This is a genomic window from Micromonospora sp. CNZ296 (genome assembly GCF_007827635.1).
This window is the reverse complement of record NZ_VISW01000004.1, coordinates 350,822-374,077: the sequence shown is the minus strand read 5'-3', so window position 1 is coordinate 374,077 and position 23,256 is coordinate 350,822. Positions and strand designations below refer to the sequence as shown.

23 protein-coding genes are annotated in these 23,256 nt (G+C 74.0%); 11 read left to right on the top strand and 12 right to left on the bottom strand.

Annotation, left to right across the window (positions count from 1 at the left end):
- Positions 1-87: 87 nt before the first annotated feature.
- Positions 88-1,689, bottom strand: coding sequence for a tetratricopeptide repeat protein (locus FB455_RS09760; RefSeq protein ID WP_145753019.1), 1,602 nt, complete (start codon positions 1,687-1,689; stop codon positions 88-90).
- A 184-nt stretch (positions 1,690-1,873) separates the two neighbouring features.
- Between FB455_RS09760 and FB455_RS09755 the strand changes: the two genes are divergently transcribed.
- Together FB455_RS09755 and FB455_RS09750 are read left to right on the top strand one after the other, a co-directional pair.
- Complete coding sequence (locus tag FB455_RS09755; RefSeq protein ID WP_030275110.1) at positions 1,874-2,902, top strand: SIS domain-containing protein; 1,029 nt, start codon at positions 1,874-1,876, stop codon at positions 2,900-2,902.
- 25 nt (positions 2,903-2,927) lie between these two features.
- Positions 2,928-4,520, top strand: coding sequence for a PAS domain-containing sensor histidine kinase (locus tag FB455_RS09750; protein ID WP_145753018.1), 1,593 nt, complete (start codon positions 2,928-2,930; stop codon positions 4,518-4,520).
- Here the strand turns inward: FB455_RS09750 and FB455_RS09745 are convergent.
- Positions 4,495-6,366: a glycosyltransferase family 39 protein gene (locus FB455_RS09745; RefSeq protein ID WP_486481518.1), complete on the bottom strand. Its 1,872-nt coding sequence runs from the start codon at positions 6,364-6,366 to the stop codon at positions 4,495-4,497. The genes FB455_RS09750 and FB455_RS09745 overlap by 26 nt on opposite strands.
- Before the next feature lie 612 nt (positions 6,367-6,978).
- Here FB455_RS09745 and FB455_RS09740 point away from each other — a divergent pair.
- The 4 genes from FB455_RS09740 to FB455_RS09725 are packed head-to-tail and all read left to right on the top strand — an operon-like array spanning position 6,979 to position 10,320.
- A complete protein-coding gene (locus tag FB455_RS09740; protein WP_145753016.1) occupies positions 6,979-8,688 on the top strand; it encodes a nitrite/sulfite reductase in 1,710 nt (569 codons plus the stop codon).
- Complete coding sequence (locus FB455_RS09735) at positions 8,685-8,843, top strand: IS1 family transposase (protein WP_120573286.1); 159 nt, start codon at positions 8,685-8,687, stop codon at positions 8,841-8,843. The genes FB455_RS09740 and FB455_RS09735 overlap by 4 nt, the downstream gene beginning before the upstream one ends.
- Positions 8,840-9,589, top strand: a complete 750-nt coding sequence (locus tag FB455_RS09730) for a phosphoadenylyl-sulfate reductase (protein ID WP_120573287.1) — start codon at positions 8,840-8,842, stop codon at positions 9,587-9,589. Before FB455_RS09735 ends, FB455_RS09730 begins: the two co-directional genes overlap by 4 nt.
- A complete protein-coding gene (locus FB455_RS09725; protein ID WP_186466387.1) occupies positions 9,571-10,320 on the top strand; it encodes a CbiX/SirB N-terminal domain-containing protein in 750 nt (249 codons plus the stop codon). The genes FB455_RS09730 and FB455_RS09725 overlap by 19 nt, the downstream gene beginning before the upstream one ends.
- 62 nt (positions 10,321-10,382) lie before the next feature.
- On the opposite strand, the gene FB455_RS09720 is transcribed toward FB455_RS09725, so the two are convergent.
- Positions 10,383-10,640, bottom strand: a complete 258-nt coding sequence (locus FB455_RS09720) for a WhiB family transcriptional regulator (RefSeq protein ID WP_013288358.1) — start codon at positions 10,638-10,640, stop codon at positions 10,383-10,385.
- Between the two features lie 447 nt (positions 10,641-11,087).
- Positions 11,088-12,038: a diacylglycerol/lipid kinase family protein gene (locus FB455_RS09715; protein WP_145753014.1), complete on the bottom strand. Its 951-nt coding sequence runs from the start codon at positions 12,036-12,038 to the stop codon at positions 11,088-11,090.
- A gap of 43 nt (positions 12,039-12,081) precedes the next feature.
- Between FB455_RS09715 and FB455_RS09710 the strand changes: the two genes are divergently transcribed.
- Positions 12,082-12,483 (top strand): hypothetical protein, encoded by a 402-nt coding sequence (locus FB455_RS09710; protein WP_041784529.1) that lies wholly within the window; start codon positions 12,082-12,084, stop codon positions 12,481-12,483.
- Between the two features lie 111 nt (positions 12,484-12,594).
- On the opposite strand, the gene FB455_RS09705 is transcribed toward FB455_RS09710, so the two are convergent.
- From FB455_RS09705 to sodN, 3 genes are read right to left on the bottom strand one after another with little or no spacing between them, the layout of a single operon-like run.
- A complete protein-coding gene (locus FB455_RS09705; RefSeq protein WP_013288355.1) occupies positions 12,595-13,002 on the bottom strand; it encodes an ATP-binding protein in 408 nt (135 codons plus the stop codon).
- 32 nt (positions 13,003-13,034) lie between these two features.
- Positions 13,035-13,559, bottom strand: a complete 525-nt coding sequence (locus FB455_RS09700) for a GNAT family N-acetyltransferase (RefSeq protein ID WP_013288354.1) — start codon at positions 13,557-13,559, stop codon at positions 13,035-13,037.
- Positions 13,556-13,960 (bottom strand): superoxide dismutase, Ni, encoded by a 405-nt coding sequence (gene sodN / locus FB455_RS09695; protein WP_013288353.1) that lies wholly within the window; start codon positions 13,958-13,960, stop codon positions 13,556-13,558. The genes FB455_RS09700 and sodN overlap by 4 nt, the downstream gene beginning before the upstream one ends.
- A 78-nt stretch (positions 13,961-14,038) precedes the next feature.
- Between sodN and FB455_RS09690 the strand changes: the two genes are divergently transcribed.
- The 3 genes from FB455_RS09690 to FB455_RS09680 all read left to right on the top strand — a co-directional run bounded on the left by FB455_RS09690 (position 14,039) and on the right by FB455_RS09680 (position 16,749).
- Positions 14,039-14,377: a S26 family signal peptidase gene (locus FB455_RS09690; RefSeq protein WP_145753012.1), complete on the top strand. Its 339-nt coding sequence runs from the start codon at positions 14,039-14,041 to the stop codon at positions 14,375-14,377.
- Positions 14,378-14,534: 157 nt separating this feature from the next.
- Positions 14,535-15,710 (top strand): NAD(P)-dependent malic enzyme, encoded by a 1,176-nt coding sequence (locus tag FB455_RS09685; RefSeq protein ID WP_013288351.1) that lies wholly within the window; start codon positions 14,535-14,537, stop codon positions 15,708-15,710.
- Positions 15,711-15,786: 76 nt separating this feature from the next.
- Positions 15,787-16,749 (top strand): zinc-binding dehydrogenase, encoded by a 963-nt coding sequence (locus FB455_RS09680; RefSeq protein ID WP_030271865.1) that lies wholly within the window; start codon positions 15,787-15,789, stop codon positions 16,747-16,749.
- Between the two features lie 73 nt (positions 16,750-16,822).
- Here FB455_RS09680 and FB455_RS09675 read toward each other — a convergent pair whose 3' ends face one another.
- The 3 genes from FB455_RS09675 to FB455_RS09665 form a co-directional block, all read right to left on the bottom strand.
- On the bottom strand, positions 16,823-17,788 hold the full coding sequence (locus tag FB455_RS09675) for an alpha/beta hydrolase family protein (protein WP_013475280.1): 966 nt from the start codon (positions 17,786-17,788) through the stop codon (positions 16,823-16,825).
- 40 nt (positions 17,789-17,828) lie between these two features.
- Entirely contained in the window at positions 17,829-18,371 is a 543-nt protein-coding gene (locus FB455_RS09670; RefSeq protein ID WP_013475281.1) for a nucleotidyltransferase domain-containing protein, read from the bottom strand.
- 174 nt (positions 18,372-18,545) lie between these two features.
- Positions 18,546-19,628 (bottom strand): alpha/beta hydrolase family protein, encoded by a 1,083-nt coding sequence (locus FB455_RS09665; protein WP_145753010.1) that lies wholly within the window; start codon positions 19,626-19,628, stop codon positions 18,546-18,548.
- A gap of 181 nt (positions 19,629-19,809) precedes the next feature.
- Here FB455_RS09665 and FB455_RS34235 point away from each other — a divergent pair, with 181 nt between their 5' ends.
- The gene (locus FB455_RS34235; RefSeq protein ID WP_013288346.1) at positions 19,810-19,983 is read left to right on the top strand and encodes a hypothetical protein; all 174 of its coding nucleotides are present in this window, start codon (positions 19,810-19,812) and stop codon (positions 19,981-19,983) included.
- 60 nt (positions 19,984-20,043) lie between these two features.
- On the opposite strand, the gene FB455_RS09660 is transcribed toward FB455_RS34235, so the two are convergent.
- Both FB455_RS09660 and pta read right to left on the bottom strand, forming a co-directional pair.
- Positions 20,044-21,156: an acetate/propionate family kinase gene (locus FB455_RS09660; protein WP_013288345.1), complete on the bottom strand. Its 1,113-nt coding sequence runs from the start codon at positions 21,154-21,156 to the stop codon at positions 20,044-20,046.
- The gene (gene pta / locus FB455_RS09655; RefSeq protein ID WP_085985949.1) at positions 21,153-23,228 is read right to left on the bottom strand and encodes a phosphate acetyltransferase; all 2,076 of its coding nucleotides are present in this window, start codon (positions 23,226-23,228) and stop codon (positions 21,153-21,155) included. The genes FB455_RS09660 and pta overlap by 4 nt, the downstream gene beginning before the upstream one ends.
- Between the last annotated feature and the right edge of the window lie 28 nt (positions 23,229-23,256).

Here is a 23,256-nt window from a genome sequence, read left to right as displayed (position 1 = left end):
CGTGCCTCGCGCCCGCTGCTCGCCAGCTCGGGGTAGTGGCGGGTTCGAGGGCGAGTTGATCGCGCCACTTCGGCGAAGTGGCGGCGGTCAGTTCCGGCGGAACAGGGCTGTGAATCGTCGCCAGAGACGGCGCAGCGGACCGCCGGCGGCGCCGGCGATGAGCGAGTCGGCGGTGGCACGTGCGGCCGGGTCGAGGGCCGGGGTGGCCCGAGCCAGGTACGCCAGCGACACCGCCACCGGGGTGCGCCGCATCGGCCCGGCCGCCACCTCGGCGATCCGCCCGGACACCAGCGCTGCTACGTCGGCGCGGGTGTCCGGGTGCACCCAGGCGGCGGTGACCAGGGCGAACAGCGCCGCCTCGGCGGCCGGGCCGAGATCACCGGCGGCCAGTTCCCCCAGCACCCGACGCCGGGTCGACAGCTCCCACGGCTCGTCGGTGCGGTGGTGCAGCAGGCCGAGGCAGGCCCAGACCTGCGCGCAGCGCGTCCACAGTGCCGGATCCTGCCCGCCGAGCACCCGGCCCAGCGCTGTCGCCGGTGCCTCCGGCGGGTGTGCCAGCAGGGCGAGCAGGTCGGCGAGGTCCAGTGTGGCGAGCCCGACCGCGGCGTCGTACGCGGCCGGCGGGTGCGCCCACGCCGGGTGCGCGAGCTGCTGGAGCCGCCGTACCGCTGCCGCCGAGGGGGCGGGACCGTCGAGGGCCGGGGTGTCGTCGCCGGCCGGGGTCACCTGCCCGAGCCAGGGGCGGCCCCGGCAGCACTCGGCGAGGTCACCGTGCTCGTGCGTGTCGTCCGGGTGGTCGCGGACGAAGTCGGCGAGCGCCACCAGGTGGTCCACGTCGCCGTCGCGCAGGTAGCGCAGCCGGTGCGCGGTGTGCACCGCGCAGTCGAACGTGGGGTCCTTCGCCAGCGCCCGGTCGATCCAGCCCAGCGCCGCGTCGAGCCGGCCGTTGTCGGCCAGCGTGCCGGCGATGTCCGCGTAGACAGCGAGGTCGTCGGGGTCGAGCGCGACAGCGCGTTCGAGTGCGGCGAGCGCCTCGGCGGTCCGGCCGGCGCCGCGGTACGCGTACCCGAGCCACACCTCGCCGAGTTTGGTGGGCTGTGCGCGTACCCCCCGGGTGGCCCAGGTGACGGCGAGGGTGACCTCGCCGAGGCGCCGGGCCAGCGCGGACGCCGCGCCCAGCAGCAGCGGATGGGCCGGATGGACGGTGATCGCGTTGCGGGCCAGCGTGAGGTACGGCGCGAGCGGCTCGCGCAGCCGGCGCGGCGCGGGGTCCGGCGCCGCCGCGCAGACCTGCATGAGGATCCGGGCGGTGCGCTCGGGATCGAGGCGTTCCGGCAGGTCGGTGGCGGTCACCCAGGGTACGGCGGCCCAGGGCGCGGCCGGCGCGTAGCCGGTGGCGGCGGCGAGCAGGTCGAGCCCTTCGGCGGGGCGGCCGGCGGCGGCGAGCAGATGCGCGCGGGCCACCACGGCGCCGACGAACGCCTGCTGACCGAGCGGGAAGAGGTCCAGGTCGCCGCCGCTGGCCGCGTTCAGCCGGGCGAGCGTCTCGTGCGCCTCGGGCAGCGTGGGGGAGCGGACCAGCGCGGCGGCCACGTGGTCGGCGGCGTGCCGCAGGTCGCCCTCGCCCAGCGCCAGCCGGGCCAGCGCGAGTTCCTCCTCCGCCGACAGCGCGGCGTCGTCCTCGGGCACGTCGTCCTCTCGCCGGTCGGGTCGGTCAGCCGGGCAAGCCTAGGGGATCTTCCGTCAGTTAGTGATCCACTGCGCACTCCTGCTCGTTGCGTTGATTGAGGCTACTGAAACGTGCAAGACTGAGCATCGAACGCGCGGGAAACGCGCAGAAGGAGGTTCCGGAGTGACGCAAGCAGGGGCCGGTATGGCCGCCGACATCGACGAGCAGCCGGCCGGTTACGAGCGTCTGCTCTCCACCGAGCACGCGGCGGCCATCGCCGAGGTGGCGGCCGTCGTCGCCGAACGCCGCCCCCGGCACGTCGTCTTCACCGCCCGGGGCACCTCCGACCACGCCGCGCTCTACGCGGCCTACCTGACCGAGATCCGCCTCGGACTGCCCGCCGGGCTGGCCTCCCCGAGCGCGATCACCGTCTTCGGCGCCCGGCCCGACCTCTCCGACGCGCTCGTCGTCGGCGTCAGCCAGAGCGGCGGCTCGCCCGACCTGGCCGAGGTGCTGCGGGTCGCCCGCGCGTCCGGCGCGCTCACCCTCGCGGTCACCAACAACCCCGGCTCGCCGTTGGTGGAGACCGCCGAGCTGAGCGTCGACATCGCCGCCGGCCACGAGCGCGCGGTCGCGGCCACCAAGACCTACACCGCCGAGCTGCTCGCGCTGCTCATGCTGATCGAGGGCGTACGCGCCGGCGACGGCGTGCTGCCCGCCGAGGAGCACGCCGCCCTGAGCCGCCTGCCCGAGCTGGCCGCGCAGACGCTCGCCGACGACACCCCGGCCCGGCTCGCCCCGCGCTACCGGTTCGCCGCCCAGCTCGTCACCACCGGCCGGGGGTACGCGTACCCGACCGCCCGGGAGGCGGCGCTGAAGCTGATGGAGACGTCGTACCTCCCGGCGCTCGCCTTCTCCGGCGCCGACCTGCTGCACGGCCCGCTCGCCATGACCGACCCGGACGTCCCGGTGCTCGCCGTGGTCGGCTCCGGCCCCGGCGGCACGTCGATGCGCGAGGTGCTGCCCCGCCTCGGCGAACGCCGCGCCGACGTGGTCGTGGTCGGCTCCGCCGAGGTCGGCGAGACCCGGATGGCGGTTCCCGAGGTCGACGAGCGGTACGCGCCGCTGCTCGACATCCTGCCGCTGCAACGGCTCGCGCTGTCCCTGGCCCTGGCCCGGGGCGAGGACCCGGACGCGCCGCGCGGCTTGAAGAAGGTCACGGCGACGATGTGAGGTCCGGCGTGGCACGCTGTGTGGCGTGTCCACCCTCCGTGACCTCGCCGAGGAGCACACCGCGCTCCGCCCGGCCGACATCGACCACCTGCACCGGATCGCCGGCGACTGGCAGCTGCTGTCCGACCTGTCCTTCGCCGACCTGCTGCTCTGGGTGCCGGTGGACGGTGACGGCACGTTCCTCTGCGTGGCCCAGGTCCGTCCCACCACCGCGCCGACCGCCTACCTGGACGACCAGGTCGGGCGCATCGTCGGCGGGGCCGAGGTGGCCCACCTGGAGGTGGCCCACCGGCAGGGACGGATCTGGCGCGAGGGCGACCCGGTCTGGTACGGCGACGTCCCGGCCCGCCACGAGGCGATCCCGGTCCGGCTGCGCACCGGCGACGGTGAAGCCGGCGAGGTGATCGCCGTGGTGGGCCGGGACACCAACCTGTCCACCGCGCGCACCCCGAGCCAGCTCGAACTGAACTACCTGACCACCGCCGACGACCTCGCTCAGATGATCGCCGACGGCACGTTCCCGCCGCCCCGGCACCCCGGCGAGACCACCTCGGCACCTCGGGTCGGCGACGGCCTGGTGCGGCTCGACGCCAACGGCAAGGTCACCTACGCCAGCCCGAACGCGCAGTCCGCGTACCGCCGCCTCGGCTACGCCTCCCACCTCGTCGGGGAGGACCTGGCCAAGCTGCATCGCCGGCTCGCCGGCGACCCCCTCGAAGGCACCGACGCGGGCAACGCCGTGCTCGCCGCGCTGCGCGGCGAGGCGCCACCCCGCCGGGAGATCGACGCGCGGGGCGCCACCATGCTCACCCGGGCGCTGCCGCTGATGCCCGCCGGAGTGCCGATCGGCGCGCTGGTGCTGGTCCGCGACATCACCGAGGTACGCCGCCGCGACCGCGCCCTGATCACCAAGGACGCCACCATCCGGGAGATCCACCACCGGGTGAAGAACAACCTCCAGACCGTCGCCGCGCTGCTGCGCCTCCAGGCCCGGAGGGTTGCCATGCCCGAGGCGCGGGTGGCGCTCGAAGAGTCGGTACGCCGGGTCGCCTCGATCGCTCTCGTCCACGAGACGCTCTCCATGTCCAGCGACGAGGCGGTCGAGTTCGACGGCATCGTGGACCGGGTCGCCAGCGCCGCCACCGAGGTCGCCGCCACCGAGGTGAGCGTCGGCATGCGCCGCCGCGGCACCTTCGGCGTACTGCCCGCCGAGATCGCCACCTCGCTGGTGATGGTGCTCAACGAGCTGCTGCTCAACGCCGTCGAACACGGCTTCCCGCCGGCCGACGAGGAGGCCGGTGCCCCGTCGCCCGCGGACGCGGCCCGGCCCGAGGCCGTGGTCTCCGCGCCCCGGCCCGAAGTGGTGGTCTCCGCGCACCGGGCCCGCAAGCAACTGCACGTCACTGTCACCGACAACGGCCGAGGGCTGCCCGAGCAGTTCGACGCCGAACGCGGCGGCAACCTGGGCCTCCAGATCGTCCGGGCGCTCGTCACCGGCGAGCTGCGCGGCACCATCGACCTGCGCAACGGCGCCGACGGCGGCACCGAGGCGGCCATCGTCGTACCGCTGGCCCGCGGCACCACCGACCGCCTCACCGGACGAGCAGGGCCACCGTGATCCCCGGCCGCGGCCACACCTGCCGCACCGTGTAGCCCGCGCGCAGCGCGTCGCCCTTCGCGCCAGGCACCGCCGCCGGCGGGTCGGCGCGGCGGCCGGTGACCACCAGCCACACCCGGTGCACCCCGGCCAGGCACCGCGCCGGGTCGTCGCACTCCACGGCCCAGAGGCTCGCGTCCTGCCGCTGGTCGCGGACCACGAGCACGTCGCGCGGCAGCCTCCGCCCCATGTGGTACGCCATGCCGAGATCCGGGAACAGCCACCCGTCCCGGGGCGAGTAGACGATCGCGTCGCCCGGCCGCTGCTCGGCGCGGATGATCCCGGCCGCGCCCGCGTAGTCGACCGGTGCGCTGCGCGGCCACTCGTGGGTACGGCGCAGGGCCACCTGGTCGGGCAGCCCGAGCAGCCCGGCCAGGACCACCACCGCGATTCCCGCCGCGGTCCGTCCGCGCGGCGACGTCGGTCCCTGCTCTGCTTCCGCGGGCGCGGCAGTGCGGCCGGCTGCGGCGGGTGTCGCCGTGCGCTCGGGTTCGGCGGGCGTCGCTGTTCCCGGCGTTCGGGCCGGCGCGGGAGTGACCCGCGCGGCAGCCAGCGCGGCGCCGGCAAGTACACAGGCGAACGGCACGGTGAAGACGAGGTAGCGGGTCACCCACAGCGGCACAATCGTTCCGGCGGCGAAGACCAGCACCACCGGCAGCAGCACGGCGGCGACCGGCAGCAGCGCCCGGCGACCCAGCCGGGCCGCGCCGAGCGCCGCGAGCGCGAGCACGAACCCGCCGACGACACCGCTCTGCGCCAGCGCGCCCGGCAACGCCGCCAGGTCGGGCAGGCGCGCCGGGTCCACCCAGTCGAGTTGCCGTCCACGCTGCCCCCGCGCCGCCAGCGCCAGTGGGGTGACGAGCACGACGACCGGCACCAGCGCCAGCAGCCACCCGGCCAGCACCCGTCGGCCGGGCGCCGACCCCTCCCGAGCCTCGCCGGTCACGTCCTGCCGTTCCGCTTCCGGCGCGTCCGTGCCGTGCTCCCTGCTCCCGGGATGCGGTGACACCTGTGGGGTTCCACCGGCGCTCGATCTCGTGGCTGGGTGGAGCGCCGCGGGTGTCTGCGGGGCGCCGTGACACCCGTGGCGTTCCACCGGCGCTCGATCTCGTGGCTGGGTGGAACGCCACGGGTGTCTGCGGCATGGCCGGCTCGCGTCGGGCATCTCGGCTCGGGACCGGCCGGGCGGATCGACGACCGCCGCGGGGCCACGTGCGGCGGTCAGCAGCACCACCACGGCGTGGGCGGCGAGCAGGGTGAGCGCGATCAGGTGGAGCAGGGCGAGCGCGGCGACGGCGAGGGCGTACCCGGCCCAGCGTCGCCAGGTCGGCCGGCGCAGCGCCTCGACCAGCAACAGCGTGGCCAGCACGGCGAACAGCGTGGCGAGGGCGTACGGGCGGGCCTCCTGGCCGTACCGCGAGGTGACCGGCAGCACCGCGAACAGCAGTCCGGCCAGCAGCCCGGCGCGACTGCCGACGAGCATCGCGCCGAGGCGGGCGGTGAGCGCGGCAGCCACTGCCATCGCGAGCGCGGAGGGTAGCCGCAGCGCGGTCGGCGACGCGCCGGCCAGGGCGGTCCAGCCGTGCATGAGCAGGTAGTACGGCCCGGTAGCGGCGTCGATCGTGCGGGTCATCCGGACCAGGTCCGGTACCGGGCGAATGGCGGCGCTCCAGGTCGCCAGCTCGTCCCGCCACGGCTGGGCGTGCCCGATGCCGGTCAGTGTCACAGCGAGCGTGAGCAGTCCGGGTATCACCCACACCACCGGACCCGGCCGGCTGCGGACGGACGCGGGCGCGAACCTCCTCACCCCCGCAGCCTCACACGCCCAGCCCTTCCCGCCCGTCCGCTCCACCGATTCCCACCCACCCGGCCCCCCGACCCGGCCCTCGCCCCGGCCCCACGCCCGGACCCGGTCGATCATGAAGTTGACGGCACGCACCGTCCCTTTTGTCCCCGCCAACTTCATGATCAATGGAGCGGGTGGGTGGGGTTGAGCTTGTTGACCAAGGAGATTGCGGCCTGGGGTGGTGGGTTGGGGGACGTTAACTCCTTGATCACCGGGGAGGGGGTGGGGAGAGGGCGGGGAGGGGGAGAGGGCGGGGAGGGGGATGGGGGTCGATGTGGGGGTGGTGGGCCCGTGATGTGGGATCACAGTGCGGAGCTGTGGTCGTGCGGGGCGTGGTGTGGCAGCATGAGGCACATGACCGCCGCTGTCGTCCGCCGCTTCGTGGCTCGTCGCCACGTCGATTACGGCCGCGTGCGCAGCGCGATCTGTCCGGCCCACTGACGACGCCCGACCTTTCCGTCTCGGGCGCGTACTCGCGCCGGCCGTCATCGACATCGCCGTCCACGGCCCTCTCCAGGGCCGGCCGCCGCGTCCGCGCTCCAGGCACCGCAGCAGACCATGGAGGACGCCGCGATGGCGGTCAGCAGCACCCCGACCCGTCCCGACACCCCGGCGCCTGCCGCCCGTGCGCCCCGCCGGCCACGCGGCGAGGGGCAGTGGGCGCTCGGACACCGTGAGCCGCTCAACCCCAACGAGCGGATCAAGAAGGACGACGACCCGCTGAACGTGCGGGACCGGATCGAGAACATCTACGCCCACAACGGTTTCGCCTCGATCGACCCGCAGGACCTGCGCGGCCGGTTCCGCTGGTGGGGCCTCTACACCCAGCGCAAGGCCGGCATCGACGGCGGGCGTACCGCGGTGCTGGAGCCGCACGAGCTGGAGGACGAGTTCTTCATGCTCCGGGTCCGGGTGGACGGCGGCCAGCTCAACCTGGCCCAGCTCCGCGTGATCGCGGACATCTCCCGCGAGTTCGCCCGGGACACCGCCGACATCACCGACCGGCAGAACATCCAGTACCACTGGATCCGGGTCGAGGACATGCCGGAGATCTGGCGCCGGCTGGAGGCGGTCGGCCTGCAGACCACCGAGGCGTGCGGCGACTGCCCCCGGATCGTGCTGGGCAGCCCGGTCGCCGGGGTGGCCCGGGACGAGGTGCTCGACCCGACGCCGGCGATCGACGAGATCGTCCGCCGGTACGTCGGCGACAAGGCGTACTCCAACCTGCCCCGCAAGTTCAAGACCTCGATCTCCTGGCTGGTCGACACGCCGTACGAGGCGAACGACATCGCGTTCCTCGGCGTGGAGCACCCGGAGCACGGGCCCGGGTTCGACGTGTGGGTCGGCGGCGGGCTCTCCACCAACCCGATGCTCGCCAAGCGGCTCGGCGTCTGGGTGCCGCTGAACGAGGTACCGGACGTGTGGGCCGGTGTGGTCGGCATCTTCCGCGACTACGGCTACCGTCGGCTGCGCAACCGGGCCCGGCTGAAGTTCCTGGTCGCCGACTGGGGCGTGGAGCGCTTCCGGGAGGTGCTGGAGAAGGAGTACCTGGGCCGCACGCTGCTCGACGGTCCGGCCGCCGACCTGCCGGCGAAGCCGGTCGACCACATCGGCGTGCACCAGCAGAGTGACGGCGCGAACTACGTGGGCGCGGCCCCGGTGGTGGGCCGGGTGTCCGGCACGCAGCTGGCGCAGCTCGCCGACGTGGTCGAGGCGCACGGCAGCGACCGGGTGCGGCTCACCCCGTACCAGAAGCTGCTCGTGCTGGACGTGGCGCCGGAGCGGACCGAGGAGCTGGTCGCGGCGCTGCGCGGGATCGGCCTGGAGGCCCGGCCGTCGGCCTGGCGGCGCGGCACGATGGCCTGCACCGGCATCGAGTTCTGCAAGCTCGCCATCGTCGAGACCAAGCGGCGCGGCGAGGAACTGGTCGCGCGCCTGGAGGAGCGGCTGCGCGACTTCGACGCGGACATCTCCATCCACCTCAACGGCTGCCCGAACGCCTGCGCCCGCACCCAGGTCGCCGACATCGGGCTCAAGGGCCAGCTCGTGGTCGGCCCGGACGGCCGGCAGGTCGAGGGCTTCCAGGTGCACCTCGGCGGCGGCCTCGGCATGGCGCAGGGGCAGACCGCCGGCTTCGGCCGCAAGCTGCGCGGTCTGAAGACCACCGCCGAGGAGCTTCCGGAGTACGTGGAACGGCTCGCCCGCCGCTACCTGGCCGGCCGGACCGAGGGTGAGACGTTCGCCAACTGGGTGATCAGAGCCGACGAGGAGGAGTTGCGATGAGCGACGCTCGGTCTGCGCCTCTCTACTGCCCGTACTGCGGGGAGGAGGACCTGCGGCCGCACGAGGCCGGGCACGGCGCCTGGGAGTGCCACGCCTGCGCGCGGGTCTTCACGGTGAAGTTCACCGGCCTGCTGAGCCGGGCGGTGAACCGGTGACCGGCCTGGTCTCCGCCGCCGGCCTCGGGCTGATCGGCGCGGCCGAGCCGGCCCGCCGCGACCCGGAGGAGCTGCGCGCGCTGGCCGAGGAGGCCGGCCGGGAACTGGCGGACGCGCCCGCGCTGGAGATCGCGCGGTGGGCGGTGGAGACGTTCGGCGAGCGGTTCTGCGTGACCAGTTCGATGGCCGACGGCGTACTGGCGCACCTGGTCTCCCGGGTCGCGCCCGGCGTCGACGTGGTGTTCCTGGACACCGGGCTGCACTTCCCGGAGACGTTGAAGGTCCGCGACGAGGTGGCCCGGCGGATGCCGGTGCGGGTGCGGTCGATCCGGCCCCGGATGACGGTGGGCCAGCAGGACGGCCAGTACGGTCCGCGCCTGTTCAACAGGTCCCCGGACGACTGCTGCCAGCTGCGCAAGGTGGAGCCGTTGGAGCGGGCACTGTCCGGGTACGACGCCTGGGCCGCCGGGCTGCGCCGGGACGAGTCGCCGACCCGGGCGAACACGCCGGTGGTCGGCTTCGACGCGCGGCGCGGCAAGGTCAAGGTGAACCCGATCGCGGCGTGGACGCAGCGGGAGGTGGACGCCTACGTGGCCCGGTACGACATCCCGGTGAACGAGTTGTTCGCCCGCGGCTACGGCTCGATCGGCTGCTGGCCGTGCACCCGGCGGACGAAGGCGGGGGAGGACCCCCGGTCCGGCCGCTGGGCGATGTTCGAGAAGACCGAGTGCGGCCTGCACACCTGAGCGCCGGGCCACCGGTGGTGCTGGTGGCCCACGGCAGCCGTGACCCACGTGCGGCGGAGGCGACCCGGGCGCTGGCCCGGGCCGTGGCGGACACCTGCCCGGGTCGTCCGGTGCTGCCGAGCTGGCTCGACCACACCGATCCCGGGCCGGCCGAGGTGCTGCGCGGGCTGGCCGCCGCCGGTCACTCCCGGGCGGTCCTGGTGCCGCTGCTGCTGACCGCCGCGTACCACCGGAAGGTGGACATCCCGGCGGCGGTCGCGGCGGCCGACGCGGACATCGAGGTACGGGTGACCGACGTGCTGGGGCCGACCGGCGGCGGGGTGGACGGCGGGCTGCTGGACGGGCTGCGCCGCCGCCTGGCGGAGGCGACCGGCGACGGGCCGGGCGGGCTGGACGCGGTGGTGCTGGCGGCGGCGGGTACCCGGGATCCGGCGGCGCGCGCCTCGGTGGGACGGGTCGCCGCGGCGTTCGGCACCGGGCTGGGCGTGCCCTGCCGCGTCTCGTACGCCTCGGCGGCGCCCCCGGAGGTCGGCGGCGCGGTGACGCGACTGCGCGCGGCGGGCGCCCGCCGGGTCGCGGTGGCCGCCTACTTCCTGGCCCCGGGCCGGTTCCACGACGGGGTACGCGCGTCGGCCCGGTCGGCCGGCGCGGTGGCGGTGGCGGATCCCCTGACCGACCTGCCGGAGCTGGCGGACCTGGTCCGGCGGCGGGTGGAGGCGGTGACGGGCTGACCCGGTCCGGGACAGCAGAACGCCCCGGCCGGAATCCGGCCGGGGCGATCAGCGTGTACGGGTCAGGCGGAGTGAGCGCGCAGCACCCGGAGGCCGCCGCGGCGCTTCACCGCGCGACGCTCCTCCTCGCTCATCCCACCCCAGACGCCGGCGTCCTGACCGGACTCCAGCGCCCACTGCAGGCACTGGTCGGTCACGGGGCAGCGCCGGCAGACGGCCTTCGCCTGCTCCACCTGCAGGAGGGCGGGGCCGGACGTCCCGATCGGGAAGAACAGCTCCGGGTCCTCGTCGCGGCAGACCGAATCGTGGCGCCAGTCCATGGCGGCAACACTCCTCATTCTTAGTGGGTGGCCAGATAACGCTTCGTTGCTATTTCTATTTGCGTCCGCATTGCCGAATGGTGACGGTCAGCATCCATCAATTCGGCGCAGCGTGAGCAGGCTGTGGGGTGCCCGGACCTGCTGGAACAGCTCAACCGAACGAGCATATCCAGGCAATGTCCCGGCAACACGAGTTCGCTTGTGAATACTTTCACGAACTACAGCGATGTCAAGGGTGACGCTCGGAAAAACTCCGAACAGTGAGCGGGCTCACCACCCATTTGTCCGGGTTTACCAGGGCTCTGGTTACCCGGCGTGCCACAGTCGATAATCAATGTAGTACGGTCTGCGTGACGTTGCTGACATTTCCGGCACCCTTCCTCGGCGTGGCGGCCACCGCACCCGCGCGGCGGGGGGTCCGCGTCAACCGACTGGGGTACCCGAGACCTAGCAGATTACTCTCAGTGCGGCCGGAACGGATGTGAATCGGACTTTCTCCCGTTCGCCGAGGTAGTCCCCGTCCAGCTGGAACGGCAGCGGCCGGTCCGAGACCAGGGTGAACTCCGCCACGTCGTGCAGTCGCAGCACCTGCTTCCCGTGCGGATCCGGCTGCCGGGAGAAGAACTGCACCGCCGTCCGGGCCGTGCTGGCCACCCGCAGCCGCCGCAGCGCGAGCACGTCGAGCCCGAGGTCGAACGACGCCTCCGGGTTCGGGTTGATCTCCCGGTCGCCCAGGTACGTCCACGGCGCGGTGTTCTGGATGATCGCGGTGGCCAGTTCCGTCGCGGGCGCCTCACCCGGGCGCTCCAGCGTGATCGACGGGTGGCGGCGGTCCGAGCCGACGAAGTACTGACTCGCGGTGGAGCGGAAGTAGAGCGCCGGGGTGGAGACGCGCCCCTTCTTGCGGGCCTGTTCGACCCGGCGGATCACCGCCGCGTCCAGCCCGAAGCCCGCGCAGAACGTGAAGTAGCGGTCGTCGGCCCGGCCCAGCCCGATCGTGCGGGACCGGCCCAGCCGCAGCCCTTCCAGGATCATGCTGGTGCCGTCCGGCCACTCCCGGGGCAGCCCGAGCGCGCGGGCGAACACGTTCGTCGAACCGCCCGGCACGGTGGCCAGCGCGGGCAGCCGCTCGGCCGAGGTGTGTCCGGTGCGGAACGTCGGCGGCTCCGCCGCCATCAGGCCGTTCACCACCTCGTTGACGGTGCCGTCGCCGCCGAGCGTGACGACCAGGTCGACGCCCTCCTGGGCGGCCTCCCGGGCCAGGTCCATGGCGTGGCCCCGTCGGCGGGTGTACCGCACCGACAGGTCGACTTCACTGCGCAACGCCCGGACCAGCACGTCCCGGCTGCGCTCGCTGGTGGTGGTGGCCTTCGGATTGACCACCAGGACGGCCCGCATGGGCGGCACTGTACCGCGACTACCCACCGGTATCGTGGCGCCCGTGACGATCGACTCCGACCCGCTCCCCGGCACGCTGCGCGCCGCGGTGCTCCTGCTACGAGCCCAGGCGGTGGCGCTGGGGCTGATCGCGGTGTGGCTCATCTGGTCCGACCTCACCGCCGACACGACGGATCTGACCTCGGCACTGCTGGTGACCGTCTTCGCCGTCGGCGGCGCGGTGGCGCTCTGGGCGCTCGGCGGCGCGCTGTCCCGCCGCCGTGCCGGGGCCCGCGCGCCGGCCATCGTGCTTCAGCTCATGCTGCTGCCGGTCGGCTGGTTCATGATCGAGGGCGGCATGGGCTGGCTCGGGGTGCCGCTGATGGCGCTCGGGATCGGCATGGTCGGGCTGTTGGTGAGCGGTCCGACGAACCGCGCGCTGGGATTCGGCGAGCCGGCTGGCTGAGCGCCGCCCGGTCTTGACGCGGCCCGTTCTGGACCGCAGCCGGGCCTGGGGCGCAGCCGGGTCTGGACGCCGCCGGGCCGTGGCCGCCGCCGGGCCGTGGCCGCGCGTCGGTCAGAAGCCGCCGGCGCGGCGGGTCAGCAGCGAGATGGTGGCCCGGCCGCCTGATGCGTGGGCGTTCGCCCCGGTGGTCAGCGCGGTCAGCACCTTCCAGGCGAACGACGACTCGGACGGCAGCGTGGCGCCCCGGACCGTCGGCACCGTCACCTCGACGGTGAGCGCGTCGTCGGTGACCGCGAACCGGCACTCCAGCTCGGCGTCGCGGGTGGCGATGGCGAGCAGCATGGCGCACGCCTCGTCGACGGCGATGCGCAGATCCTCGATCTCGTCGAGGGCGAACTGGAGCCGGGCTGCGAGGCCGGCCGTGGCGGTGCGGAGCACGCCGAGGTAACCACCGTCGGCGGGCACGGTGAGGTGGACGACGTCGTCATCGGTCGTCGGGTGCCCGGTCAGTTGAGTCACGGCTCCTCCCCCCGGTGCGGGACTCTACCCGGTCAGCGGGCGGGGCGCGTGGGCGCGGCCGTCGCGTGCGTCGCTAGCTCGTGCAACGCCGGCCCGGCCAGGCGGTACGGCGTCCACTCGTCCATCGGCGTGGCCCCGATCGCGGCGTAGAAGCGGGCCGCGGGGTTCCAGTGGATCATCCACCACTCCAGGCGCTGGTAGCCGCGCTCCACGCAGATCGCGGCCAGCGTGGCGAGCAGCATCCGGCCCGCGCCGGTGCCCCGGGCGTCCGGGCGGACGTAGAGGTCCTCCAGGTAGATGCCGTGCACGCCGGCCCAGGTGGAGAAGTTGAGGAACCAGAGCGCGAAGCCGACCGGCTGGTCCGAGGCGTCGACGGCGACGTGGCCGTACAGCGCCGGGGACGGGCCGAACAGCGCCGCGTCGAGCTGTGCCGTGGTGAGGTGGCACTGCTCGGGCGCGCGCTCGTACTCGGCGAGTTCGTGCACCATGGCGACGACGGCCGGTACGTCCTCGGGACGTACCGGCCGGATCGTCGGAGTGCCGTCGGGCGACGTCACGCCTGCTTGGTCTCCCAGAAGATCTTCGAGATCTCGTCGATCTTCGCCAGCAGCTCGTCGGCCTTGGCCGGGTCGGTGCCGCCCTTGGCGCCGGCCGCGCCGGCCAGCTTGGTGGCCTCGTTGAACAGCTGGTGCAGGTGCGGGTACTTCTCGAAGTGCGGCGCCTTGAAGTAGTCGGTCCAGAGCACCCACAGGTGGTGCTTGACCAGTTCCGCCCGCTGCTCCTTGATCAGGATGGCGCGGGTGCGGAACTCCGGGTCGGTGTTGGCCTGGTACTTCTCGCAGATCATTTTGACCGACTCGGCCTCGATCCGGGCCTGGGCCGGGTCGTATACGCCGCAGGGCAGGTCGCAGTGAGCGCTGGCCGTCACCCGGGGCGTGAGGATGCGGGGAAGGCGCATCAGGGTCCTCCATGGGTTGTTTGCGATGATCCAAGACGACATTACTCCTGGAGACGCCCTCCGGGGCTGGGAGGTGACATGGCGCCCACCGGTGAACCTCCGGCCCTGCGCGGCCCGCTGGTGCCGGTGCTGGTGACCGGCCCGTCCATGGCCCCGACGCTACGTCACGGCGACGGGGTGCTGGTCCGCACGACAGGCCGGCCGGTACGCCCCGGCGACGTCGTCGTCGCGGTGTTCCGCAGCCGCCCCGACCTGCTCGTCGTCAAGCGGGCGGTGGAACCCCGCGACGGCGGATGGTGGTTGCGCGGCGACAACGAGTTGGTCGCCGACGACTCCCGCGCGTACGGCGTGGCCGACGTCCGGGGCCGGGTGGTGGCCCGCTGGTGGCCGCGTCCGGGACGGGTCAGGGGACGGTAACGACCGGAGCGGATATGACCCCGCTCACATACTGGGTGCCGAAGCGTGACTATGCTCGAAAAGTGCCCGGGTGACCCCCGCACCGCCGCGCCGCCGGTCGCTGACCACCGCTGACCACGCCGGCCGGTCCGTCTGCTCGACAGATCCTGGAGTCACCATGTCTTCGTCCACCCCGGACCCCGCCGATCCCGTCTTCCGCCTGCACGTCGGCGGCAAGATGGCAGTCGCCTCCACAGTGCCGCTGACCAGCCGCGAGGACCTCTCCCTCGCGTACACCCCGGGTGTGGCCCGGGTGTGCGAGGCGATCGCCGCCGACCCCGCGCTCGTCGACACCTACACCTGGGTGTCGCACACCGTCGCCGTGGTCACCGACGGTTCCGCCGTACTCGGTCTCGGCAACATCGGCCCGCGCGCCGCGCTGCCCGTGATGGAGGGCAAGGCGGTGCTGTTCAAGCAGTTCGCCGGCGTGGACGCGGTGCCGGTCTGCCTGGACACCCAGGACGTGGACGAGATCGTCGCGACGGTCAAGGCGCTCGCGCCCTCGTTCGGCGGGATCAACCTGGAGGACATCAGCGCCCCGCGCTGCTTCGAGGTGGAGCGCCGGCTCGACGAGGCGCTGGACATCCCGGTCTTCCACGACGACCAGCACGGCACTGCGATCGTGGTGCTCGCCGCGCTGCGCAACGCCGCGGCGCTGCTCAACCGCAAGCTCGGTGACCTGCGGGTGGCGGTCAGCGGCGCGGGCGCGGCCGGGGTGGCGGTCACCAAGATGCTGATCGCCGGCGGCGTCGACCCGGACCGGGTGGTGGTGTGCGACTCGCGCGGCATCATCGGCCGGCACCGCGAGCTGACCGGCACCAAGGCCGAACTGGCCGAGCTCACCAACGCCGAGGGCCGCCAGGGCGACATCACCGAGGCGCTGCGCGACGCGGACGTGCTCGTCGGCGTCTCCGGCGGCCAGATCCCGGAGGCGGCGGTGGCCGGCATGGCCCCCGGCGGCATCGTGTTCGCGCTGGCCAACCCCACCCCTGAGGTGCACCCCGAGGTGGCCGCCCGGCACGTGGCGGTGGTCGCCACCGGGCGCAGCGACTACCCGAACCAGATCAACAACGTGCTCGCGTTCCCGGGTGTGTTCCGGGGCGCGCTGGACGCCGGGGCCACCCGGATCACCGACTCGATGAAGGTGGCCGCCGCCGACGCCATCGCGGGCGTGGTGGCCGAGTCGCTGACCGCCGACGCGATCGTGCCGTCGCCGCTGGACCCGCGCGTCGCCCCGGCGGTGGCCGAGGCGGTCGCGGAGGCCGCCCGCCGCGACGGGGTCGCCCGCCGCTGAGATGTAAGCAAGGGGCCCTTCCTAACGCCTCCGGTAGAGGAAGGGCCCCTTCTTAACTGCTGCTCAGCTTGTTACCGTGCCGATCATGCGTGCTGCCTATGCCTCGGCCTTCGACGCCGACAACCCGCTCGCCGCGCTCGCCGTCGGCGACCGTCCCGAGCCGACCCACCCGCAGGACGACTGGGTCACCGTGCAGGTCCGGGCCAGCTCGCTCAACCACCACGACCTCTGGTCGCTGCGCGGCGTGGGCCTGACCGCCGGCCAGCTCCCGATGATCCTGGGCTGCGACGCGGTCGGCACTGACCCGGACGGCAACGAGGTGGTCATCTACCCGGTGGTGCCCACCCCCGGTGACCCGCGCGGGGTCTCCATCCTCTCCGAGCACTACCAGGGCACGTTCGCCGAGCGTGTCGCCGTACCCCGGATGAACCTGCTGCCGCTGCCCGACGGCCTGACGGCGACCGACGCGGCGTGCCTGCCCACGGCCTGGCTCACCGCCTGGCGGATGCTGACCACCAAGGGCCGGGTCGCCGACGGCGAGTCGGTGCTGGTCCAGGGCGCCGGCGGTGGCGTGGCCACCGCGGCCGTCGCGCTCGGCGTCGCGCTCGGCAAGCGGGTGTACGCGACCAGCCGCGACGCCGCCAAGCGGGAGCGGATCGCCGAGCTGGGCGCGACCGCGCTGGAACCCGGCGCGCGGCTGCCGGAACGGGTCGACGTGGTGATCGAGACGGTCGGCGCGGCCACCTTCGACCACTCGCTGAAGTCGGCCGCCCCGACGGCCCGGATCGTGGTCTCCGGCGCCACCTCCGGGCACGAGCCGAAGATCAACCTGCGCCGGGTCTTCGCCATGCAGCTGGAGATCCTCGGCACCTCGATGGGCACCCCGGACGAGCTGACCGAGCTGCTCGCGTTCTGCGCCGAGCACGAGGTGCGCCCGGTGGTCGACCGGGTGGTGCCGTTCAGCGAGATCTCCGAGGCGTTCGCCCGGCTGCACTCCGGTGAGGTCTTCGGCAAGGTGGTCGTCGACCACACCGCCTGACGCGCCGCGCGGCCGGCGCGGCTTGTTAAGAAGGGGCCCTTCTCTACCGGAGACGTTAAGAAGGGGCCCTTCCTTACAGGCGGTCGTCGAGGGTGGCCAGGCCGCCCCGGGCGGCGTCGGCCGGGAGGCGCTTCTTCGCCGCCGGGTCGCCGTAGAGCGTCCAGCGGAGGAACTCGACAGTGGTGTCGGCGACCACGCCCAGCGCCTTGCCGTCGCCGAGCAGCGCCCGGCCGTGGTCACCCTTCGGCAGGCTGAGCATCGCCTTCGGCCACGGCACCACGTCGTACACGGCCTTGCCGGCGGCGTACGACACCACCTCGTCGGCCTCGCCGTGCACGAACAGCTGCGGCGCGGCGGCACCGGCGAACGCGGTGCCCACACCGAGCGCGGTGCCGGCGAAGACGATGCCCGCGTCCAGCCGCTCGTCCCGGCCCGCGGTGAACAGCCCGATCGTGGTCACGCCACCGGCGCTGTGCCCGGTCGCGGCCACCCGCTCCGGGTCCAGCCGGCCGCGCAGCGGATCGCCCGCCTTCTCGCCCAGCGCGAGCACGCGCGTCAGCACGTACGACACGTCGGCCGGCTGGTTGAGCACGTCCAGCGGGTTGCCGTCGGTGCCCCGGGAGGTGTGCGGGAAACGCGGCGCGGCGACCACGAACCCGGCCGCCGCCCAGCGGGTCAGCAGCGCCTGGTAGTCCTCCGGCCGGGCGCTGAGCCCGTGGCTGAACAGCACCACAGGGAACCGCCCGTCCGCCGCCGGGGCGGAACGTTCGACCGCGCCACCGGCCGCGCCCGCCGCCGGGTACCAGAGCGTCACCGGCAACGGCCGGTCGCCGTCGCGGTTCAGCTTCACCTGGCGTACGCCGACCGCGAAGCTCTCCGTGGGCGCCTTGCCGGCGGGTACGCGCGGCGCCGGCGTGGCACTGGTCGGTGGGGCGTCGGGGGCGGGCCGCCCGGCCGGGGCGGTGGGCTGCTCCGAGCAGCCGGTGAGGGCGGCGCCGAGCACGGCGGCGGTGATCAGGGCGGCGGGACGACGGCGCATGAACTCGATTGTGCCTCGCGATCGCGGCTACCAGGCCCGGTCAGCGCGGCGGGTGACCGCCCGCTGACGCCCGGAGACGAGCCAGGTCGGCGGCGTCCTTGGCCCGGCGCTGGCGTTCCGGCATCCAGACCGGGAACATCTCCTTGAACTCGATCTGCGCCGCGACGCTGATCACCGGTGCCGCGAGCGTGCCGATCCGGCCGGGCGGCCCGGCCAGCATGCCTTCCGGCAGGGCGGTGCCCGCCCACGGTCCGGCGCCGACGACGACCCGGCCGTCCGCGTCCCGGTCGAGGTACGCGAAGCTCAGCTCGACATCGTCGCGCAGCAGGTCGAGCTGCGTCGTGGCGGGCATCCGGGGATCGGGGCGCCAGCCGAGCGCGCCGAGCCGGTCGGCCAGCGTCTCGGCGTCGCGCCGCCAGCAGTACCAGTCGACGTCGACATGCGGACGGGTCACCTCGCCGAGGTGGAAGTCCATCGCCCAGCCCCCGCGCAGCCACACGTCGATCCCGCACGCGCCGGCGACGTCGACGACCTCCCGGATCGCCCCCAGCTGCCGGCCCGCCACCCCGTCCACCCCGCGCACGCTACCCACCCCGCCCGGACCCCGCTGCCCGCCCAGACCCTCACCCCCCGCCCAGACCCGGTCGATCATGAAGTTGGCGGCGACAAACCGGACAGCGGACGCCGTCAACTTCATGATCGACGGGACAAGGGGGAGGGTGGGAGGTGGGAGGCGGGAGGTGGGGGGCGGGACGCTTCAGGTGGGGAGGGCGCGGGTGGTGAGGGTGGTGCCGGGCGCTGTCGCGTCGGTGGGGAGGCGGTGCAGGGCGGCGCGGTCGGCGTAGAGCGTCCAGCGCAGGAAGTCGGTGGTGGTGGCGAGCACCTGGGCGAAGCCGGGCCGTCCCGGCGTCAGGTACTCGCCGTGGCCCTGGCCGGTGAGGCTCAGGAAGGCGGCCGGCCCGAGGCAGCGGGCGTACGCGGCCCGGCCGATCGACTCCGGCACGATCCGGTCGGCGCTCCCGTGCACGAACAGCATCGGTGCGAGTGGGCGGGAGAGCCCGGCGACCATCCGGCCACCGGCGATCACGATTCCGGCCCGTAGCGGGGACGGCTGCCCGGAGGCGAACATGCCGAGCGTGGTGTGCCCGCCGGCCGAGTGCCCGGCGGCGGCGAACCGGTCCACGGCCATGTGCGCGCCGAGCGGATCCCCGTGGCGGGCGCCCAGCCGGACCAGATGGCGGATCAGTCGCCAGGCGTCGGCGGGCTGGTTGCGGACGTCGTCGCGGGTGTAGGCGCGGGCGCGCTGGTTCGTACGCGGATAGGTGGGTGCGACCACCACGAACCCGGCGGCGGCCCAGCGGGTGGTCAGCGCGGCGTGCAGGGCGGGCAGGCTGCGCAGCCCGTGGCTGTAGAGGACCACGGGGAAGCGTCCGGCCGCGAACGGCGCACCCGGCCGCACACGCGGTTCGCGCTCCGGGCCGGGGCTCGCCGGTGTGGCGCGGCCGGAGCCGGAGGGGGCCGCGAAGACCGATGGGCGAGACGGCAGGGCCGCCGCAGCGCGCGGCCCGGACGGGCCGGACACGTCGGACCCGGCGGCGGGATCGACCGGCGGGTCGACGACGTCAGGGGGTGCGGGGGACGGTTGCGCCGGGTACCAGACGGTGACCGGCAGCGGCCGCCTGCCGTCCGGGTCGAGCGTGAACTGTCGCATCCCGACCGAGTACGGGCGCTCCGGCGCGGGCCCGACGGCGGCCGGGACCGGGTCGGGCGTGGCCACGGCCGGGCCGCAACCGGCCAGCAGCGCCGTCATCAGCGCGGCGACCAGCCGCTGCCCCCTCACACCTGCACGGTAGGCAGCCGAGCGGTCGGCCCGCGCCCGCCGTCCGGGCCGGTCGGTGCCGCCACCCGGGCGGCTCCCGCCTCCACCGGGTGGCCGGGTTTGCCCGATCCCGCCACCCGGATCCGCAGGTGGCGGCCCGGCGGGACATTCCGGTCCGGTCGGCTTCGCTAGGGTCAGCCGCATGGCTGAGAACTACACCGACCCGAGTGGCAACACCGCGCAGTTCCGCGCTTTCGTCGATTCTCCCGAGCCGGCCGCGTCGGCGTCGGCGCCGTCCCGCCTGCCGCTGATCGCCGGCGTGGCCGTCGCCGCCGTCGTGGTGGTCGCCCTGGTCGCCTGGATCGCTCTGGGCTGACCCAAGCTGACCCGGGCTGACCGTGGCTGATCCGGCCCGGCCGCGCGGAGGGCCGGGCGGTCAGACGCCGAGCACCTCACGGGTCTCGCGGGCGATCTCCCGCTCCTCGTCGGTGCCGACCACCAGCACCGCCACCTCCGCGTCGTCGGGGGAGACGAGCCGGTCGCCGTGACCGTCGTTGCGCGCCGGGTCGACGGCGACACCGAGCCGCTCCAGCCCGGCCAGCGACGCCGCCCGTACCGGCGCGGCGTGCTCGCCGACCCCGGCGGTGAACGCGATCGCGTCGACCCGGCCGAGCAGCGCGTAGTACGCGCCGACGTAACCGGTGATCCGCCGGCAGTAGACGTCGAACGCCAGCGTCGCGTCCGGGTCACCGGCGTCGCGGCGGGCCAGCACCTCGCGCATGTCGTTGACGCCGGTCAGCCCGAGCAGGCCGCTGCGGTGGTTGAGCAGGTCGTCGATGTCGTCCACGACCATGCCGCCCTCGCGGCGCAGGTGGAAGATGACTGTCGGGTCGAGGTCGCCGCTGCGGGTGCCCATCACCAGGCCCTCCAGCGGGGACATGCCCATCGAGGTGGCCACGCTGCGCCCACCCTGGACGGCGCACGCGCTAGCCCCGTTGCCCAGATGCAGCGTGATCGTGTTGAGCTGGTCGTACGGGCGGTCGAGCAGGTCGGCGACGCGACGCGAGACGTACGCGTGCGAGGTGCCGTGGAAGCCGTAGCGGCGCACCCCGTACCGCTCGGCGATGGCCTTGTCGATCGCGTACGTGGCGGCGGCCTCGGGCAGCGTGTGGTGGAACGCGGTGTCGAAGACGGCCACCTGCGGGACGTCCGGCAATGCCTCCCGGGCCACCCGGATGCCGGCGAGGTTGGCCGGGTTGTGCAGCGGCGCGAGCGGCACCAGATCCTCGATCGCGGCGACGACCGCGTCGTCGATGCGTACCGGCGCGCTGAACTTCCGCCCGCCGTGCACCACCCGGTGGCCGACGCCGGTCAGCCCGGTCAGGTCGAGCCGGCCGATGATCTCCCGGACCGCGCTCTCGTGGTCGGCCGGCCCGCCGCCGGGTTCGCCGATCCGCTCGACCGTGCCCTTGTCCAGGACGTCGTCGCCGTCGTACAGCCGGTACTTGACCGACGAGGATCCGCTGTTGAGGACCAGGATGCGGCTCATTCCGACGCCTCCGCGGCGGCCTGGATGGCGGTGATCGCCACCGTGTTGACGATGTCCGGCACTGTGGCGCCGCGGGACAGATCGTTCACCGGCCGCCGCAGGCCCTGCATGACCGGCCCGACCGCCACCGCCCCGGCCGACCGCTGCACCGCCTTGTACGTGTTGTTGCCCGTGTTCAGGTCCGGGAAGATGAACACCGTGGCCCGCCCCGCGACCGGGCTGTCCGGCAGCTTGGTGGCCGCCACCTGCGGGTCGATCGCGGCGTCGTACTGGATCGGACCCTCGACCAGCAGGTCCGGCCGGCGTTCCCGGACCAGCTTGGTGGCCGCCGCGACCTTCTCCACGTCGGCGCCGGCGCCGGAGCTGCCGGTGGAGTACGACAGCATCGCCACCCGCGGCTCGATGCCGAACCGGGCCGCCGTGTCGGCCGACGAGATGGCGATGTCGGCGAGCTGGTCGGCGTCCGGGTCGGGGTTGACGGCGCAGTCGCCGTAGACCAGCACCCGGTCGGCGAGCAGCATGAAGAAGACGCTGGAGGCGACGGAGACGCCGGGCACGGTCCGGATGATCTCGAAGGCCGGGCGGATGGTGGCGGCTGTGGTGTGGGTGGCGCCGGAGACCATGCCGTCGGCGTGGCCGGTCTGCACCATCATCGTGCCGAAGTAGTTGGGCTGCGCCACGATGTCGTGCGCCAGCTCCACGGTGACGCCGCGGTGGGCGCGCAACTGCGCGTACGCCTGCGCGAACTCGTCCCGCCACGGGCTGGTCACCGGGTCGACGACCTGGGCGTCACCGAGGTCGACGCCGAGTTCCCGGGTCCGCCGGGCGATCTCGTCCGGACGGCCGAGCAGGGTGATCTCGGCGACGCCCCGGCGCAGCAGCACCTCGGTCGCGCGCAGGATCCGCTCGTCCGCGCCCTCGGGCAGCACCAGCCGGCGGCGCCGGGCGCGGGCCCTGTCGATCAGGTCGTTCTCGAACATCAGCGGGGTGACCCGCGCGGACCGGCTGACCCGCAGCCGGCGGGCCAGGTCGTCGGTGTCCACGCAGCGTTCGAACGCGCCGAGCGCGGCCTCGACCTTGCGCGGGTTGGCGGTGCTGGGGCGGCCCTCGATCCGGCTGGACGCGGCCACCGTGTCGTAGCTGTCGCTCGGCACCGACAGCACGGGGAGCCCGGTGTTCATCCGCTCGACCAGGCGCATGGCCCGCGGGTCGGGCTGCTCGCCGAGCGTGAGCACCAGCCCGGCCAGCGACACCTGCCCGGCCACGTGCGCGGCGCCGGCGGCGACCAGCAGGTCCGCCCGGTCGCCCGGGGTGATCACCAGCGCCCCGTCGGTGAGGTGGTCCAGCAGCGTCGGCACGTGCGCCGCCCCCACCACGTAGTCGAGCACGTCGCGGTCGAGTGCGGTCTCGTCGCCGGTGAGCACCGTGCCGTGCAGCGCCGCCGCCACCTCGGCCACCGTCGGCGCCGACACGGTCGGCACCTCGGGGATCGCGTACGCGGGCACCGGCAGCTCGGGCAGCGTCATCGGCTCCGGCACGCGGTTGGCCAGCGCCGCGATCACCGTCGCGCCGAGGTCGGCCAGATCGTGGTACGCGCCGCGCAGCGCCGCCGCGATCGTGTCGGGCGTCTGCCCGAACCCGTCCACGACGGGCACCACGACGCTGCCGAACTCGGTCGCCAGCCGGGCGTTGAAGGCCAGTTCACGGGGGCCGGTGCCGTCGCCGTAGGCGAAGTCGCTGCCGACCACCACTATCGCCGGGCAGCGCCGCTCGACCTCCCGGTAGCGGGTGACGATCCGGGAGATCAGCTCCTCCCGGCGGCCGTCCGCGACGAGCGCGCTCGCCTCGGCGTACGTGGCGCCGTACAGCTCGTCGACCGGCAGTTCCATCCGGTAGCGCTCGGTGAGCAGGGCGAGGATCGGGTCGGTGCCGTCACCGGCGACGAGCGGCCGGAACGCGCCTATCCGTTCCACCTGGCGGGACAACAACTCGGCCAGGCCGAGCGCCACTGTCGATTTTCCCCCGCCCGAACCAACGCCGGTCAGGTACACGCTGCGCGCCACGGCACCCAACCTACAAGATCGAGGTCAGTGCTGCCCG